Source organism: Stieleria varia, from assembly GCF_038443385.1.
GTDB lineage: Bacteria > Planctomycetota > Planctomycetia > Pirellulales > Pirellulaceae > Stieleria > Stieleria varia.
This window is the reverse complement of record NZ_CP151726.1, coordinates 1,067,591-1,084,246: the sequence shown is the minus strand read 5'-3', so window position 1 is coordinate 1,084,246 and position 16,656 is coordinate 1,067,591. Positions and strand designations below refer to the sequence as shown.

Annotated in this window: 12 protein-coding genes; 5 read left to right on the top strand and 7 right to left on the bottom strand. The window is 56.7% G+C overall.

Annotated elements, in window-relative coordinates; genetic code table 11:
* Positions 1-291: 291 nt before the first annotated feature.
* Positions 292-855, bottom strand: coding sequence for a hypothetical protein (locus tag Pla52nx_RS03780; protein WP_146518350.1), 564 nt, complete (start codon positions 853-855; stop codon positions 292-294).
* Between the two features lie 1,547 nt (positions 856-2,402).
* On the opposite strand from Pla52nx_RS03780, the gene Pla52nx_RS03775 reads away from it, so the two are divergent.
* Together Pla52nx_RS03775 and Pla52nx_RS03770 are read left to right on the top strand one after the other, a co-directional pair.
* Entirely contained in the window at positions 2,403-3,641 is a 1,239-nt protein-coding gene (locus Pla52nx_RS03775) for an IS91 family transposase (protein WP_146518349.1), read from the top strand.
* Positions 3,605-3,907 (top strand): hypothetical protein, encoded by a 303-nt coding sequence (locus tag Pla52nx_RS03770; protein WP_146518348.1) that lies wholly within the window; start codon positions 3,605-3,607, stop codon positions 3,905-3,907. The genes Pla52nx_RS03775 and Pla52nx_RS03770 overlap by 37 nt, the downstream gene beginning before the upstream one ends.
* 1,959 nt (positions 3,908-5,866) lie before the next feature.
* Here Pla52nx_RS03770 and Pla52nx_RS03765 read toward each other — a convergent pair.
* The gene (locus Pla52nx_RS03765; RefSeq protein ID WP_146518346.1) at positions 5,867-6,616 is read right to left on the bottom strand and encodes a (5-formylfuran-3-yl)methyl phosphate synthase; all 750 of its coding nucleotides are present in this window, start codon (positions 6,614-6,616) and stop codon (positions 5,867-5,869) included.
* Between the two features lie 150 nt (positions 6,617-6,766).
* Here Pla52nx_RS03765 and Pla52nx_RS03760 point away from each other — a divergent pair, with 150 nt between their 5' ends.
* Positions 6,767-7,954, top strand: coding sequence for a ribonuclease D (locus Pla52nx_RS03760; RefSeq protein WP_146518345.1), 1,188 nt, complete (start codon positions 6,767-6,769; stop codon positions 7,952-7,954).
* On the opposite strand, the gene Pla52nx_RS03755 is transcribed toward Pla52nx_RS03760, so the two are convergent.
* The 3 genes from Pla52nx_RS03755 to Pla52nx_RS03745 form a co-directional block, all read right to left on the bottom strand.
* Entirely contained in the window at positions 7,945-9,624 is a 1,680-nt protein-coding gene (locus Pla52nx_RS03755; RefSeq protein ID WP_390620365.1) for a serine/threonine-protein kinase, read from the bottom strand. The two genes, Pla52nx_RS03760 and Pla52nx_RS03755, sit on opposite strands and share 10 nt — an antisense overlap.
* Positions 9,621-10,289 carry a sigma-70 family RNA polymerase sigma factor gene (locus Pla52nx_RS03750; RefSeq protein ID WP_146518344.1) on the bottom strand — a complete coding sequence of 223 codons (669 nt, stop codon included), beginning with the start codon at positions 10,287-10,289 and terminating at the stop codon, positions 9,621-9,623. The genes Pla52nx_RS03755 and Pla52nx_RS03750 overlap by 4 nt, the downstream gene beginning before the upstream one ends.
* An 81-nt stretch (positions 10,290-10,370) precedes the next feature.
* Positions 10,371-11,480 carry an NAD-dependent epimerase/dehydratase family protein gene (locus Pla52nx_RS03745; protein WP_146518343.1) on the bottom strand — a complete coding sequence of 370 codons (1,110 nt, stop codon included), beginning with the start codon at positions 11,478-11,480 and terminating at the stop codon, positions 10,371-10,373.
* Positions 11,481-11,927: 447 nt separating this feature from the next.
* On the opposite strand from Pla52nx_RS03745, the gene rpe reads away from it, so the two are divergent.
* Together rpe and Pla52nx_RS03735 are read left to right on the top strand one after the other, a co-directional pair.
* Positions 11,928-12,617 (top strand): ribulose-phosphate 3-epimerase, encoded by a 690-nt coding sequence (rpe, locus tag Pla52nx_RS03740; RefSeq protein WP_146518342.1) that lies wholly within the window; start codon positions 11,928-11,930, stop codon positions 12,615-12,617.
* Complete coding sequence (locus Pla52nx_RS03735; RefSeq protein ID WP_146518341.1) at positions 12,617-13,195, top strand: histidine phosphatase family protein; 579 nt, start codon at positions 12,617-12,619, stop codon at positions 13,193-13,195. The genes rpe and Pla52nx_RS03735 overlap by 1 nt, the downstream gene beginning before the upstream one ends.
* A gap of 30 nt (positions 13,196-13,225) precedes the next feature.
* On the opposite strand, the gene Pla52nx_RS03730 is transcribed toward Pla52nx_RS03735, so the two are convergent.
* The gene (locus Pla52nx_RS03730) at positions 13,226-14,182 is read right to left on the bottom strand and encodes a glycosyltransferase family 2 protein (protein ID WP_146518340.1); all 957 of its coding nucleotides are present in this window, start codon (positions 14,180-14,182) and stop codon (positions 13,226-13,228) included.
* Between the two features lie 104 nt (positions 14,183-14,286).
* Positions 14,287-16,653 carry an HlyD family efflux transporter periplasmic adaptor subunit gene (locus Pla52nx_RS03725; protein WP_146518339.1) on the bottom strand — a complete coding sequence of 789 codons (2,367 nt, stop codon included), beginning with the start codon at positions 16,651-16,653 and terminating at the stop codon, positions 14,287-14,289.
* Positions 16,654-16,656: the final 3 nt, after the last annotated feature.

Sequence of the window (16,656 nt, the reverse complement as noted above, 5' to 3'; positions counted from 1 at the left end):
CGAGCCATGCCTGAAAGAATACCGGGGTTTCAGGGACTGGCCCCTGACCACACGGGATGCAGCGTCAAACGCGTATCCGATGGTTGTCTCACTGTCGTAGACACAATCCGGTGGATGGGCATGAGCAGGCATGGTTGCGCATCGTACGGTTGAGTTGAGGCAAGCTAGGACGAGTGACAAAGTGCTCTGTCCCCAGAAGTTCTGTCCCCAGAAGTTCTACACGAGCCATGGAACTGACGAATCGATAAAATCACCTTCAAAACGGCACATAGGCGGATCAACAACCAACGCTTAGTTAATTCGACGTCTCAGCGAATATGCTGGGTCACCCACCAACTCGCGAGAGTGTTTCTGTATACACTTGAGAAGGTCCTCGGCGTCCGCATACACCTTGCTGTAGAGTAGTCCATGCTCGATAACCGCTGAGTAACTGTCCTCATGCAACAACTTGGCGAGGTTCGTGGACTCGATCCACCACACACTGAGCGATTCTCCCTGTCTTTTGACGACACCAATCAATCGAAGCGGCGGTTCATTTGCCGACGAAGCAACGATGTCGGCGATAACACAATCATCTGATTTGACCAGCGGGGTTGTCCGGCATTCAATGGAAATCTTACCGTGTGATTCGATGTCGATTGCGTATACGCCATCGCGTAGCTTTCGCACCGACATTCGGGTTTTTGATTCCGTTGGCAAATTTGGATCAGGAAGGGTTTCCCAAGTACCTGCAAGCTCAAAAGCTGGTGAGACGGGATGAGCGACGATTTCTGCGTGCGGTGACACTACACCTTGACGCTTGCAACCGTTGACCGCGAACAGCAGAGATATGCTCGCGAGCAAAACGATACGCATGAGTGACTCCATTCTTCCAGATAGCAAATATCGAAATGCGATCTGTGGAGGCACCGAACGTGCATGCATAGATCGTGCGTTGAGCTTTGTCGGAGGTTGACGATCCCGTAGGGCTTGAATCGGAGCACCCAATCCGCCTCAAAATGATTCTATCTCAATCGACACTCCCGGTGTCAAACCAGATGGGTACTTCTGGGGTACTTTTGCCAGTGCCTGCCCGGCGATCGTTGCGACGGTTTCGCACCTTTTCAGGTTCCAGTCGACGGAAAAAATGCGTAGGGACTCAATCGTGAGTGGACTCGAAAATGACCCGTTCCACCTGTACGCTTCACATTTTCGAGTCGTCAATTGGTGGACGCAGTGTGCGATTCGCAAGTCGATGGCTAGGTTTGGCCGCCTCGTTTAGATCATCAAAGAGGCCTGACCCCTTTGACCGGGCTGACCCCTTTGACCGGGCGTCGAGCGATGAGGTGATGGAAGCGTCCACTGACCGATCAGCCGAATATGGATCGCCAAGCGGTGCTGATGATAGAGGGGCGTTGGCGATTTCTTGAAAAAGTTTTCGCGGTGGTGTTAAGCTGTGCGGGTAAGCGATCGTCGTAGGTGCACGCGATGCAGGTCCGATGGGGCGAATGGGAACCTACAACGATCGTTGTTGGAGTCTAGCGTTCACGCGATTGAGTGTTGGTGCACCGGCTTCAGCCGGAATACGGCAGGGAGTGCATGGTAGATGGAAGTTGCGCTTGAGCGGCTGAAGCCTGGACTCCAACGCGCCTTCGACGGTCGTTGATGGTTTCGTTGACCGTCAACGGTTATTGTCATCCAACGGGCATCACTGGTTCTCGCCGGCCGTCAGCGAACGATCCGGCTCTTCGGCGTGTTTCACTTTCAGTGGCGCGACGAGAGACCTTTTAAGGAAAAAGTTGGTCATGCGGGAACTCAGTCGCGAATGCGACGGCAGCATACAGCCTGGGGCGAAAGCCCCAGGTTGTTATGGCGAACACAGACCAGCAAGCCGCGAAGCGGCGACAGACCCGAGCAGGGCCGTCCGGCTTCGATTGGTTAACGCCGTATGCGTGATGCTGTCGCTGCTCCGCAGCTTGCGGGGCAGTGTTTTTTACGAGCATGGGGTTAACACCCCATGCTTTACGCTATCGCTGCTCCGCAGCTACCTGATCACGGCCATGCACAGCATGACCTACGGAACTGTTGCCCCCCTGTGAGCCTCAGGCGCTAGCCGTGGGCCTGAAGCGGATTGTGGTGCCGGCCCACGGCTAGCGCCTGAGGCTCACTTTGATTGCGATACGTGGAGCAATAACATTGGCTGAAGAGAAGGATTGCGTCATACACAGCATGACCCACGGGAACTGGTGCCCCCTGTGAGCCTCAGGCGCTAGCCGTGGGCCTGAAGCGGATTGTGGTGCCGGCCCACGGCTAGCGCCTGAGGCTCACTTTGATTGCGACTCTTGGAACAATAACATTGGCAGAATTAACAGCATGACCCACGGAACCTTTTACGGAAAAAGGATCGAGATGGACAATTGATCGTGTTTGATCGAAAGGCAGCGAATCGACAACGTGAGACTGCCGCAAGACGGCTGTCCATCGCGAAAGTCATCGCTGAATACGGTGGCGACGTCGACTACCGCGATGGTCTGCCGAGACGTGCCGGTGACCGCACCGCCAAAGTGATGAGCTTGATCCCCAGGTGCCGTACCGGTGCCCTGGGCGGATGCACGTGGCAGTGCCGTGATTGTGACGCCAGTCAATTGGTCCTCAAATCCTGTGGCGACCGGCACTGCCCGACCTGCTCGGCGACCAGTCGCTATCGCTGGCACGAGCAACTGCTCTCCTGGGCGATCGGCTGTGACTACTTGCACCAAGTCGTCACCGTGCCGCATGAACTCAACGATCTGATCGCCGCCAACCCGGATCAACTGTTGCGGTTGCTGGCAAGCGCGTCCCGCGAAGCCAATTTGAAACTGTTTTGTAATCGCTACCGCTGCATGCCGGGTCTGGTGCAAGTCATCCATACGTGGGGACAACGACTGAATCATCGCTTTCATGTCCACACCGTGTTGACCGGCGGCGGCCTGTCCGTCAATGAAAAAGGCAAGGTCGATGCATCCTCCGCCCAGTGGGTCGATGTCGACTTGGACGACGCGGAGACTCGCACCGAAGAGTTAGCAGCGGATTTCAAAACGCTGTTCTTGAAGGGGCTGCGAGGGCAATGGGAAAAAGGAGAATTGCGATTGCCGATAAACCTTGCGGACGAGTCGGCTTTGCAGTCCGTTTTGGCAATCGTGCAAAACAAAGACTGGATCGCCGACATCCAGGGGACACCGCCTGAGTATCGTGGGCAGAGTGAGAATCAACACGTCTTCGGATACTTGGCCAAGTACGTGGCGGGCGTGGCGATCGGTGACGGGCGATTGATCCGTGTAAACGATGATGAGGTGGTGTTCGACGCGAAGGACTATCGCGACCAGTCGCGTGTGGAAGTATCGATGTCGCCAAAAGAGTTCTGTTATGCGTTCTCCAGGCACATTCTGCCGCATGGAATGCCACGCACCCGCTACGCAGGCTGCTTCGCCCCCAACGTGCGTAAAAGTGTCTGGAGTTGTGCCGCAAGTTGTGGAAACAATCGCATCCCGAATCCGAAGACCCGATGGAGTTGGATTCGCAATCGCCTTTGGAAGAATCAACAACCAAGGAACCTCACGACTATCGCTGCAAGAAGTGCAACGGCTTGGTCGACCCGGCCGGCCAGTTGGAAGGATCGCTGACGGTCTCGCTGTTGGCGGTCGCGCACTGGGTGGTGACATGGCAGCAAGCGCAAGCCACAACGACTCAGGTTGTTCCCCATTGGCGACGGGCACTGGCTGCGGTGATCGGACAGCGGATATCGATGCCAAGCAAGAACGCTTTCATCAATGGCATGCGATCTGGACTGATTCAGCCTGATGCTCATTGGTTGAGCTTGATCGAGCAGGCGATCGAATTGGTGAGCGAAGGAGTGGAGTGGCCCGAAGCAACCGCGAGACCACCGTGACATCGAGTTCGAATCATCAATCTCGTCGTCCCGCACCCATCGGTTTTCAAACACAAACCGATCAGGCTCATCAATCGTCGATGCACTCGCATCACGATGAAATTGGCACCAAACAGTAAGTTCAACCGCCAAGACGAGACCGTTTCGCGTCGCCAAGAGTGATCGCATCACCAGCAATCGAACCAACCAAGAGCAAGACACCGCGTTGCTTACCCAAGTCACACTGGGCAATCTCGGCAATCAGCTAAACCAGCAAAATCTAGCTGGCAGCGTCCCAAAGAAAGAAACCCTCACTCAACGTCTGCGCGCTCGCAGGAGGGTTCGGGATTTAAGAAGTGAACTGCGGTTGAATCCCGAATCCCGAGTCTGACCCCGGCGAAGCCTTTCCCACTGGGCAATCTCGGCAACCAGGTAAACCAGCAAAATCTAGCTGGTAGCACCCCAAAGAAAGAAACCCTCAATCAACGTCCGCGCGCTCGCGGGAGGGTTCGGGAATTAAGAAGTCAAGTTCGGTTGAATCCCGAATCCCGAATCCCGAATCCCGAATCCCGAGTCTGACCCCGGCGAAGCCTTTCCGGCACCATTGTACCCACTCCGACCCACCAATCAAAGAGGCCTGACCCCTTTGATTTGCCTCTGACCCCTTTGATTTGCCTCGTCGAATCCTTGCGACTCAGAATGGACACATCAGGTCGTGCTCTGGACAAGTCTTGCAGTCCATCTGCATCAATACGAGTATTGCTTAAGTCAACCTGCACCAACGAAGGCCAATGGACCAGAGTTGGAATTGACTCGTTGCTCACAGCTGAGTTCCTCAGGTCAAGAGTCCTTAGCCTATCTAGACGTGCCAGCACAACAAGGTCTGCATCACCAATATTTGTTTCAGAAACATCCAGATACCTTAGGTTTGGAAATTCTGCCAGCGAAGTAACAATACTTTCGGTTAGTGTTACATTCGATAGTGAGATGAATTCGATCTGGGAAGATGAGCTGGAAAACTTAAGGAAATCAACGACCTGCTTCTGTGTGTATGAATCGCTTCCAAATCGAATACCCCACAGGATTCCGTAGCCGTCAGTTATTTTTGCTGTGCTGACTTTACACTCAGCAGCTCTTGAGGCAATCGCGGCACGAGACCGTGACTCCTTAAGATGAGCGCGTTCGTGTTGCAGAATCGCCACAATGATTAGTAGGACACAGACTGTCCAGCAGATTCGTGAAAGCTTCAATGGACTCATTCCCCTAATTTGTCTAAACCGAGTTTTCCTATGCAGCACGAAGCGCAATCCCAACTCAATCCGCATACAATTCCAGTAGCATCGTTTCCGAGATCAAAGGTCTCGGGTTCTCCGCCCGCTCGCTCTCGGCACTGTGAGGCGAGTTTGGCGCATCGAGGGCCAATCATCTTTGTTAAACGACATGCTGCCGTACAGTGAACAAGTGCGTTTGCGTCGGAGCCATCAACGACGCCAAATCCGAATGGAGGTCTTTTGATCCAGCCTGGAACTTCTGGATAGCTCTCCATGAGTTCTTTTATGATACTATCCCTGGATATGAAAAGGGATGCCCCAAGTACATCGGGGCAGCTCAGGGCCAGAAGGTAACAACTGCAATGCCCTCTGATCGTGTGGCCAGACGGATCGGTAAGTGATAAGACCATATAGCTGGAATAGAGATTCCACCCATCCTCAAACCCAATGGGGTCTCTGGAGCAAGACTCCACTTGAGGACGCAGTAAGTGTGCCTACACTCATCGTACCTGCATTTGTGTCGGCAGTGGCGGTCGCGGAGGCGTTTTTGAGGTGTTGCGAGTCTCGTCGGTAGCACACCATGGGGCAGGCGTTCTATCCCCATGCTGCCATTGCATTCGTGACGGGGAACGGTCGAGCACCGATATCGGAGGGCGTCAGTTGGTCATTCTGCCTCCGAAGAACTGTGATGCGGTTATCGACTTGATGGCTATTGACGCGATGGAAGCATCGCCGACCAAGCATTCAGTCGCGTTTCGCTGAGCGTCCCGGCGCGGCCTCCTTCGCACAAATCGCCTCGCACGCCCAGACAATCCACTGGGATTCGTCGCTCATTGATCGCCATCGCGATGTCCAAAGTGAGTGAACCCGCCAGGGACCACCACAGTCGGTGCCGCCGGGCGAGCGATGAGAGTTCCCGAATTCGATCCCAGCCGAGGATGTCTAGCGAAGACTGGCCGGACTTGCTCCATGTGTCGACCAATACGTGTCGTAGTCCGAAGCGAGCCGCGTTGGAAAACACTTCCTCGGGTGACAGACTGTGTGCTGCTGCGCTGTCTGCGTAGGCGACGCCGACCAGCTTCACTGAGTCGGCAAGCGGCTTGCGAACGGACTGCCACAGGTCGCACACCTGCATGCTTGTCTGGCAGCCACTGGGGCCGACTTTGGCGAACCCAAACTCGCGTGGCACTTGGCCTGCCAAGCGAACGGCTTCGCCGCCTTCGCCCAACGCGGCCGAGAGTGCGGGCCCACCTGAGGCTAGCCTTTCCACAGCGAGTCCCCAAAGGGAGGGTTCAGAAGGAGCGAGCGGCCCGGACGACGGGTCTTTGAAATCCAGAATATCGACCGGATAACCCAAGACCATCGCCATCTCGGATTCACTGGAAACGCTGACCAACCACTCCTGAGAGAGCCCACGCTGTGAATGGGCTGCGGATTCGGACAGACTTGTCAGGGACATGGCGATCAGGTTTTGCTGAAACTCGACGAAATGGGCAAGATAGACCGAATTGTGGGGTGCACTCCGATAGCCGACAAGCCGACGGAGGGTTAAGTTCTAAGCTCATCAAGACCCTTTTCTATCTTAGCGACCCGCACCAGGACGGTTCCGTTGCAATACGAGTCGATAACGACAACTGACCATCTCCGCGAATTTTGCGGTGAGTTGAGAAAGCACGACGTGATCGGATTTGACACGGAGTTTGTGTCTGAGGACCGATACAAGCCGGAATTGTGCTTGATCCAGGTCGCCGCCGGAGACTTGCTGGCCATCATTGATCCGATGGACATGGATTCGACCGAGGCTTTTTGGGAGATTCTGACCACCCCGGGAAAGACGATCATCGCGCACGCGGCGAGGGAAGAATCCCGCTTTTGTTACCGGTACTCGGGCAAACCCATCGCGGGACTCTTTGACACACAGTTGGCCGCAGGTTTTGTCGGGATGGAGTATCCCGCGTCCCTGGGGAACTTGATCCAGCGGATTGTCAACAAGACGTTGGCCAAAGGCGAAACGCGGACGAACTGGCGTCACCGTCCGCTTTCCAACGATCAGTTGCAGTACGCCCTGCAGGACGTGACGGACCTGGAGACGTTGTATCAAAAACTGGACGCCAAGGTCCGCAAACTGGATCGCCGAGAGTGGCTGGACGAAGAAACTGAGACGCGACAAATGGCCGTGATCGACGCCGAGAACAGTGAAAACTGGCGTCGTGTCAGTGGCTCCGCCGGACTTTCTCCGCGTCAACTGGAAACAGTGCGACACCTTTGGCGTTGGCGTGACCAACGGGCCCAGGCCTTGGACCGACCAGCCAAACGCGTGATGCGAGATGACTTGATCATCGAGTTGGCCAAGCGAGGATCGGCCGACGCCAAAAAAATCCGCAGCATTCGCGGCTTGGACTGGCGTGGACTGGCTCAACATCACGACGAGCTGGCCGAAGCCATCCGCACGGCGTTGGCGGTTCCCGACGATGAGCTGCCGCGACGCCCGCGAGGATCTCGCTCGGTCGTCTCGCCCATGCTTAGCCAGTTCTTGTCCACCTCGATGGCGTGCATCAGCCGCCAAAACAAGATCGCTCCGTCGATCGTCGGCAATTCGGATGACGTCAAAGAGTTGGTCGGATACGAATTGGGCGATTCCAAATCGGCCACACTGCCGGCGCTGCTCAAGGGTTGGCGAGGTGAAATCGTCGGCCGTCAGTTCCAACGCATCCTTGGTGGTCAAGTCGGACTGAGGGTCGCCGACGTCCACAAAGACCAACCGCTTGAGTTCATCGACTGTCCCGTTCAGGACTGACTACGGCTACGTCGGTAGTATTGAACTCCGGGGATGAAAAAGCAGGCGGCCGAGACGAAGCCAAAGATGAGGTGCGCCCATTGCGGCATCAACGCCATCAACAGGGATGCGGCCAGCAGCGCAATCGATTGAAAATAAAACGCGCCCGTCAGCATCCCCGCTTTGATGATGAACACCATCGCGCTGATGATTCCCAACAGCGGTGAAAGCTTCAACACCGTCAGGCCGAGCCACCATTCCATCGGACTGAGCAAACCGATGGCGATCAAACTGGCACCCCAAACGTGGGCGATCTGTCGTTCGATAAAGGTGACCGGTCCCATTCGCTGGCGGAGTTTCCAGAACACGGTCGCCCAGGCCCCCAAGCCCAATGTCCACACGGCGGCATAACTGGCGCGGTCCTCGATGTGCAACACCTGGTCCATGTACCAAGTGGACAGGCTGGCCAGCAGCAGGACCAGCGAATGCCACATCCACAACACACCCCATTTCTCAAGGACACCGGCGTGATGGGTTTCGCGAAACAGCCTCGCCAGGACTTGAGCGAATCTGCCGCTGCGCGCCGCAACTCTTTCGTCGGCCAGGAAAGCATCGAGGTCGTCGGCCAACGCGGCGGCGGAGGCATAACGTAGATCGATCGGCTTTTGCAAACAGCGAACGACGATCATTTCCAAGTCGCGGTCCAGGCTCGGACGCAAAGCACGCGGCGGCGTGGGATCTTGTTCGATGACCAACATCACCATCTCAACAGGATTCTCGGCGACGAAAGGCGAGCGTCCGGTCAGCGTGAAGTAAAGCATGCAGCCCAGGCTGTAGACATCGCTGGCCGGACCGACCAAATTCTTGCGCCCGCCGGCTTGTTCGGGCGACATGTAGGCGGGAGTCCCCACGAGCATCCCGCTCTTTGTCAAATCGGCTTGAGAGTTGGCTTGCTTGGCCAGTCCGAAATCGGTGATCATCGGCTGATTGTCGTGTCCGATCAGGATGTTGCTGGGTTTGAGATCTCGGTGCAGGACTCCTTCTTGGTGGGCAAAGTGAACCGCACGCGCGACGGCGGCGATGATCCGCGCGGCTTCCCGCTGCGGCAGCGGACCATTGGCGACTCGATCGGCCAACGTTTCGCCCTCGATGTACTGCATCGAAAAGAATGGTCGACCATCAATGTTGCCGACTTCATAAACCGGCACGATGTTGCGATGTTCCAGTCGGGCGGTCGCAGCGGCTTCGGCCAAGAAACGTTGCAGATCGGCATCGCTGGCCAGCCGACCACGCAGAATCATCTTCACCGCGACTTCGCGATCCAAACTGAGTTGGCGTGATCGGAACACGACGCCCATCCCACCACGCCCGACTTCTTCGATCAACTCATAGTCGCCCAGTCGTGTCGGCAAACTGATGCCACGCCATTGACCGCTGCCACCGGAGAGTCTGCCGGGTTCTTGTCCAGATGAGCCGCTGCCGGCGGTGTCGGTCACCAGGACGGCGCCCCACAATTGCCTCAGGTCAGCGGCCAGATCGGGATGCTCGGCGCAGACGGCGTCAAAGTCGACGTGTTCACCTTGGCAAATCGCGTCGGTCAATTCGGAGAGGATGTCGGCCAGTCGTTGTTCATGATCGGTGGCGTTATCGGTGGCGGGACCATGGACCGGATGACCTTCATCGATCGTCACAGTTGGATCTCACTGAAAGCCTCGTGATGATCGCCGTCTTGGAGCAACTCTTTCAAACGTCGCAAGGCACGCAAGTATCTCATGCTGGCCGCCGGAGGATTGAGCCCGAGTGCTTCGGCAATCTCTTGATTAGAAAGATGCTCGTAGTGACGCATCACGATGATCTCCTGATCCTGCTCGCCAAGTCGATCGATGGCCTCCTCGACTTTCTCGGTGATCTCCCGCTGGGTCGCTGCGGTCGCCGGAGTCATGGCGGGATCGCAAAGCTGAACCGCCAACTCCATCGTGGACTGGTCGGAACCGGCCGGTGCCGCCATCGGCTGCTCACGATCCATGTTCCGTTTGGCACTGACACGATGCCGCCGATAGGTATCAATGATGCGATCCCAAGCGATCTGTCGCAGCCAGAGGTGAAATGCCATGGCAGGGTCATCGAGATACTTTTGCAACCGCCCGCTGGCTTCCACCATCACGTCTTGCACGACGTCGCTGACATCGACACGACGTTGGACTTTGCGATCCAGTCGCAATTGGACCAGCCGTCGGATCGCGTCACGATGTTTTTCCAGCAATCGATTGATCGCCTCAGTATCGCCCCCGCGCGCAGCACTGAGCAGCGATTCGGTTTGATCGTCGGCAGGCCAGATCGATTTTCCCATGGACATCTCCTCGGGACGTTCGGAAAATAACGAAGGTAGCTTGGGCACTCGTGCCCGAGAGATCACGGACGGGCAAGAGCTCCCATCCTACTTTTGTTTACCGCACGTCCCCGGAAGATCGTAGCCGCTTGGAAAGCAGGACGCATCAGCGAATCGAGGGGTTTCCGCTCTCGTGGGCGGATCGATGTCAATGAATCTCTGGCGGATCCAATCCACCGACGCTTGGATCGACTCATGGGCATCCCGGGACTCGTATCCCAATTCGGCCTTTGCACGCTCGCTGCTGTACCAATGGAATTGGCGACTCATGGCGACCGCCGCCGTGTTCAGAAATCCCTCGTTTCCGGTGACCTTGGTAACCAAGTCGCCCCAGACTCCACCAATGGCCCGAATGATGGGTCCCGGTGCAACGATGGGCGGCGACCGATCGAAGTGTCGTGTGATGACCGTCCAAAGTTTCTTGTACGTCCAGTTTTCGCCCGCCAGGATGAACTGACGACCGGAGGGTCCGTCATAGTCGATCGCCCGGATTGTCGCGGCGGCAACATCACGCGAATCACAGATGCTGCAACCGCCCGCCGGGCAGAGCGGTTTCCAGCCCACTGAAAGCTCCAACATCATCTGCCCGCTGCTGGGTTTCCAGTCCCACGGGCCGAGCATGAAGCCTGGATGAACGACCACCGCTCGCAATCCTTGCTTGACTCCGGCCATGACGGCCGACAGGGCTACTGATTTGCTGACCACGTACGCGGACTGAATTTGGCCGCCCGCGTTGTCGATCGGAGTGGTTTCGTCCGCGGGTTGCTCGCGTGTGCCAACGGCAATCGAATTCAACGTGCCGACATAAACGAGTTTCTTGTCATGACGCACGCAGGATCGCATGATCCGATGTGTGCCCCCGACATTGACTCCCATCGACTGCTCCATCTTTGTCCAGCCAAGATGAATGAAGCCGGCCGCATGGATCACCGCGTCGCAGCCGGCAATCGCCTGATCGATTCGATCAGGCGATGAATTTGCAACATCGCCGGCCAGATCGGTCAAATCACCCTGCACAAACTCGACATTCAGCCCGTCAAAGATCTCACTGTGGGGTGGATTGCGAACCAAGGCCACGACGGTATGTCCGTCGGCATCAAGCTGTCGGGTGATGGTGTTGCCCAACAGACCCGTTGCACCCGTGACGAAAACACGCATCGTTCACTGCCCCTGGGAACGAGAATCAAAGCGGCTGACAACCACCAATTCGGGTTGCTCAGCAAAGCACAACAATGGTGGCTTTCTTGCGATTTGGCGACAATTTTTTGTGGTGGATAAAGGCACGCTGGAAGGAACCAAAAATTGGTTTTTACGGTGTTTTGTGTTCGTTGATGCGGGGGAATCGGAGATTAGTTGGCCGGCCAGGGATTCTCAAGTGATTGACAACCCACCGTCCTTGAGACCAACCTGCTCAATCGAGATGACGGTCTGACTGGCACCTCCGCAGGCGAACGCTAGCGGGATGCTCGACCGACTCCGACTTGAGACATTCTTGCCCGCTCGGGAGGCGATGCCACCTGAGTTCTGCTGGCAGGTTAGTCTCATTTCGGCAGAACGGTACGAGCGGTGTTGGCACCATTGTTGACTTCAAGAGAAAAAAATTGCATGTCGCGAGACAAGCTAGAATTGATACGCCACGCAGCGCCCGGTGTTTTACCGAGCCTGTTGATGTGCGATTTCGGTGATCTGAAAAGCGAAGTGACCCGGCTCGAACAGGCCGGCGCGAAGGTACTGCATCTGGATGTCATGGACGGGAATTTTGTTCCCAACCTGACCTACGGCATGCCGATCGTCGAAGGCCTGAAGCGTCACACCGAAATGCCACTGGACGTTCATTTGATGATCCAAGACCCGCTGGCCTTCGCCGAGCCGATGGTCAAGGCCGGTGCGGATTCGCTCACGTTTCACGTCGAGGCGGTCCCCAACCCGATCGACACTGCCAAACGAATCCGGGACTTGGGCGTCGCGGTCGGAGTTGCCTTGAACCCAGGCACGCAAGTGACCGATGTGGAGCCATGCATCGAGTTCGTCGACATGGTGCTGGTGATGAGCGTGAAAGCCGGCTTTGGCGGGCAGAAGTTCGATCCGGTCGCTTTGGACAAGTTGCAGATCTTGCGGAACCAGTATCCTGACCTGCTGCTGCAGATCGATGGCGGGATCAACTTGGATACGATCGCATCGGCCCGTGCCGCCGGATGTGACCTGTTCGTGGTCGGGTCGGCGATTTTCAATCACGACGACTACGGGGCCGCCATCGGAGGCTTGAACGCCGAGATCCAGAGGGGAGGCGTCTGATGTCACGGACCGCAACACTGACTCGCGTGATGGTGATTCGCCCCGGCGCGACGGACTTTGATGATCAAGGACGGATGAAAGGTTCGCTTGACATGCCGTTGAGCGAGCGAGGGGAACAGCAGGTCGAAACCCTAGCAGCGGCCTTGGCGGATATTCCCTTCAAAACCATTTATTGCTGCCCCAGCGAATCCGCACGCGCGACCGCCGATCGTTTATCCGAAGCTCATGACGTCAAAGTCAAAGTGGTCGATGCCTTTAAGAACGTCGATCACGGCCTGTGGCATGGCAAACTGATCGAGGAAGTCCGCCGAAATCACCCCCGCGTCTACCGACAGGGAATCGATCACGCGGAAGAGTTCTGTGCCCCCGGAGGCGAAGGCTTGATGGAGGCCAAAGCACGTGTGCTGAAGGCCCTCAACAAATGCGTTCGGAAAGGACGCGACGAGATCGTCGCCCTCGTGATCCCCGAGCCGATGGCCAGCGTCGTGACCAGCTTGCTCAACGGCCAGCCGATCGAAGACCTGTGGCGACGCGAAACCGATTCCGCCTCCTGGGAATTGATCGATACCGAGATCTGATCCTGTGATCTAAAACCCAGGTGAAGCCAACTACGCTGCTCGACGCCGGGTGATTCCCAACCGGCGGCGCAGTCGTTTCAGCGGTCCAGGCCGATGGATGCCACTGAACACCCAGTGATCGACGAAGCGGTCGGCGGCGACGTTCTGCATCACGCGTTCAGGGTGACGCATCGAACCCAACGCTTGCGTGGGAAGCCCGATCACCGAAGTGCGTTTCCGCGTGTGCGTTGCATCGTCACCACATCCGACGTTCGATACCAAGTTCACGTTCGGCGTCGCGACCAACCCATGGTTCAGCCAGCAAGCAAGATTCCACGGGAACGCCCAGCTATTGATCTGCCCGGCGAAGACTCGATCGAAATTGTCCGTCCAATACTCCAGTTCATACGGATCAGGACAAATCGCGGCCAGTTGCCCTGAGTCACGGATGTCAGGCCAACGCGAGAGTGAAAGATCAAAGTGTTGCCAAGCTCGCCGCCATGTCGCCCAGCCCCAGCAATGAGCATACTTAGAAAAATAGTAGCTACATTCCGTCCGGCTGCGTCCCAACTGAAAATTGTTGCCCGTGATCGACATTACCCGCTGGTCATCGGCATAACGATCCAACAAGGTTTGACAGTAGCCGAAAAACGTGGGATCGGGCACGCAGTCATCTTCCAAGACGACCACACGGTCAACCGTTTCCAAGGCCTTGGTGACGGCCGAACTCACACGCTGTGCACATCCCATGTTTTGCTGTGCAAAGATCCGGTGAACCCGACATGGCCAATCCACCGTGTCCACCAGGGCACGTGTTTCACGGACCAGTGATTCTTCGTCGGGCCGGTCATCGCGGGCACCGTCGCTGACAAAGAACAGATGCTCCGGCTGGGCCAGCCGAATGTGACGCAATGCTCGCGCAGCCGAATCCGGTCGATTGAAGGTCAGGAATACGACAGCCAGATCATTCATCAATGCGTCGGTACAGAGCAATCGGTTCAGAACCATCGGTTCGGGGCAATCAAGCGATTCCTCGTTGTCATCGGCAGCCTCCCTGCCGGGTCGCCAGGGCAATCAACCGAAATGACTGGCAAAACCTATTCCGAGTCCCTCTATCTTTCCTCCCGTTGCGCAGCCTGATACCAAAGCCGCTCGATCGCGATTTGCAATCGTCGACTCAGAGAATCACTACGGTATCCCGCATGAATAACGGTTCGCATCCCAGATGCCAAGGCTTTTTGTGATCCGATGACGTCATCCATGGAATGCTCTGCTGGCCAATCGAGCCGCGAAGCGACGCCATCAGGTCTGGAATCCAGCGTCACGCGGGCCGTAAAGTACGCGTCGCTCAACTGCAACTCAGCCTGCTGATCGGCCCGCTGATCGGGCTCCTGATCGGGCTCCTGATCGGCTTGCTCCACGCTCAGTGGACCGTTCCGGGTCGCCGCCAATGCAGGATGCGTCAACCGGTGTGAGGCCCGCGGCTCAATCCTCACCAAAGTGCCTTGATACAGCGTGTCGCCGGGATCGGTCACCAGAACCGGTTTGCCCAACTGTGCTCTGACCAAATGGATATCGTCCTGATGAATCAAAGCGGTGACTTCGCGTTCACCCTCGCCGACGATTGCCATCAACTCGTCACCTTCTCGGACAAACGTCGCCAATCGTGAACGCAAATTGCGTGCAACCACGATCCCGTCTCGCGGTGCCAGCAAACGCAAGGTCGCCGCTTTTGCTTGCAATTCCGCGATTTGCTTTTCCAAGGAATCCGCTTTGGCATCCAAGACTCCCAACGTCGAGGGATCGTGTCGATCGTTGGCCGCTCGACGTCGCCACTGGTTCTCCTCCAGCAAGAGTTTCAACTGAGAGATCTCGGTCAACAAACTTTGGTTCTCGATCTCAAGCAGCAAGTCGCCGCTGCGCACCCGTTGTCGATCCGCAACGTGAACGTCGGTCACAAATCCATCCACGCCGCTGCGGACGATCGTTTGGCTGGCGTACGTGACGACCCCGTGAAACCGAACCGACGTCGGGATCGGCATCCAGAGCAAGATCGCCATGGTCATGACACAGCACCCCACCACAGCCGCCGCTGCTCGCACCAACCGGGCTCGATCAAAACGCCATTGTTCTCGCGCGAATCGAATGAAGCGGAACGCGGGTTGCCCAATCCACATGCCGCCGCCCAAGACTGCCAGCACCACGCCCGCGCCGGCAAACATCGTCGACGCAGCGATGATCAGCGTGGTGCACACCAACACTTTCCAAATCAACGCGGCAATCCCGTAAAAAACACAAAACCACCATCGCCAGCCACTGGTCCGCCCAGAGTGCGTCGGCATGTCAAACGCGTAACGCTGTACCAACCGCTTCAACTCGCCCTGTGATTGCGTGTACAAGTTGGGGATCTGAACCCAATCCGACAGCACGTAGTAACCATCGAACCTCATCAAGACGTTTGCGTTGAATAAAAAAGTCGACACCCCGGCGGTCAACGCAATGTTGTTGAGCATCCATTGCCAATGCGGTGCGTCGATGCTCAGCAACAGCATCAGGGCAACCGACGCGATGACCCATTCGACATACACGCCCGCGGCGGAGACCAACATTCGCTTGCGGCGTGACGCGATTCGCCAAACACTGCTGACATCGACGTAGGCCATCGGCGCCAGCAAGACCAACACGACACCCATTTCACGAACCACGCCACCGACACGATGACATGCTGCTGCGTGAGCGGTTTCGTGAATCAGTTTCAGCAACACCCATGTCACCAGCAGCCAAAACCAGTTGTCAGGACTGAACAGCGTTTTGGCCGGTTGCAGGACGCTCAATCCGTGAATCCACAAGCTGATGCCAGCGATCACGATCAACACGCATCCGAACAGCAATGGGATGGTTGCAAACAACCAACCAAAGGTCCCGCCCAGCCGTTGCAACGCGGCAGCGCCACGCCCGCCTTGTTTCATCAACGGCAGCTTGATCCAAAACGGATTGAAGCGTTTCAGCAGCGCCGACTGTTTGCCCATCAACAATTTTGTGTGGGGCACATCGCCGCTCGTTTTGGCATCGCGAGTCGGAGTGCCGCTGTCGGGCAAGTACGCCAGTTGTTCATCGAGCAACCACCGGACCATTGACTCGGCTTGCTCTGACGTGATGGCCTCATTACCAAGCTGTGCGGCGGCGAGCCCACAAGCCTGCGCCAGCGTATTGCTGCCGTCCAAGAGCGACAGAAAGACATACTCGCTGGAGCCGATTTCGTAGTAGCGATGCAGTGTCGGTATCTCCAGCCGATACACACGCCGGCCTTGCGATAGGGTCGGCCACACGATGACGTCATCGGCCACTCGCACGGGACTTTGATTCAAATCAACGGTATCCAAGAGTCCGTCGGATTGGTCGTGATCGGATCGGCGAGGATACTCGACGTAGATCTCTTGTTCAGGCGGCCGGCCTTGGCGTTTCGCATAACGAGTCATCGG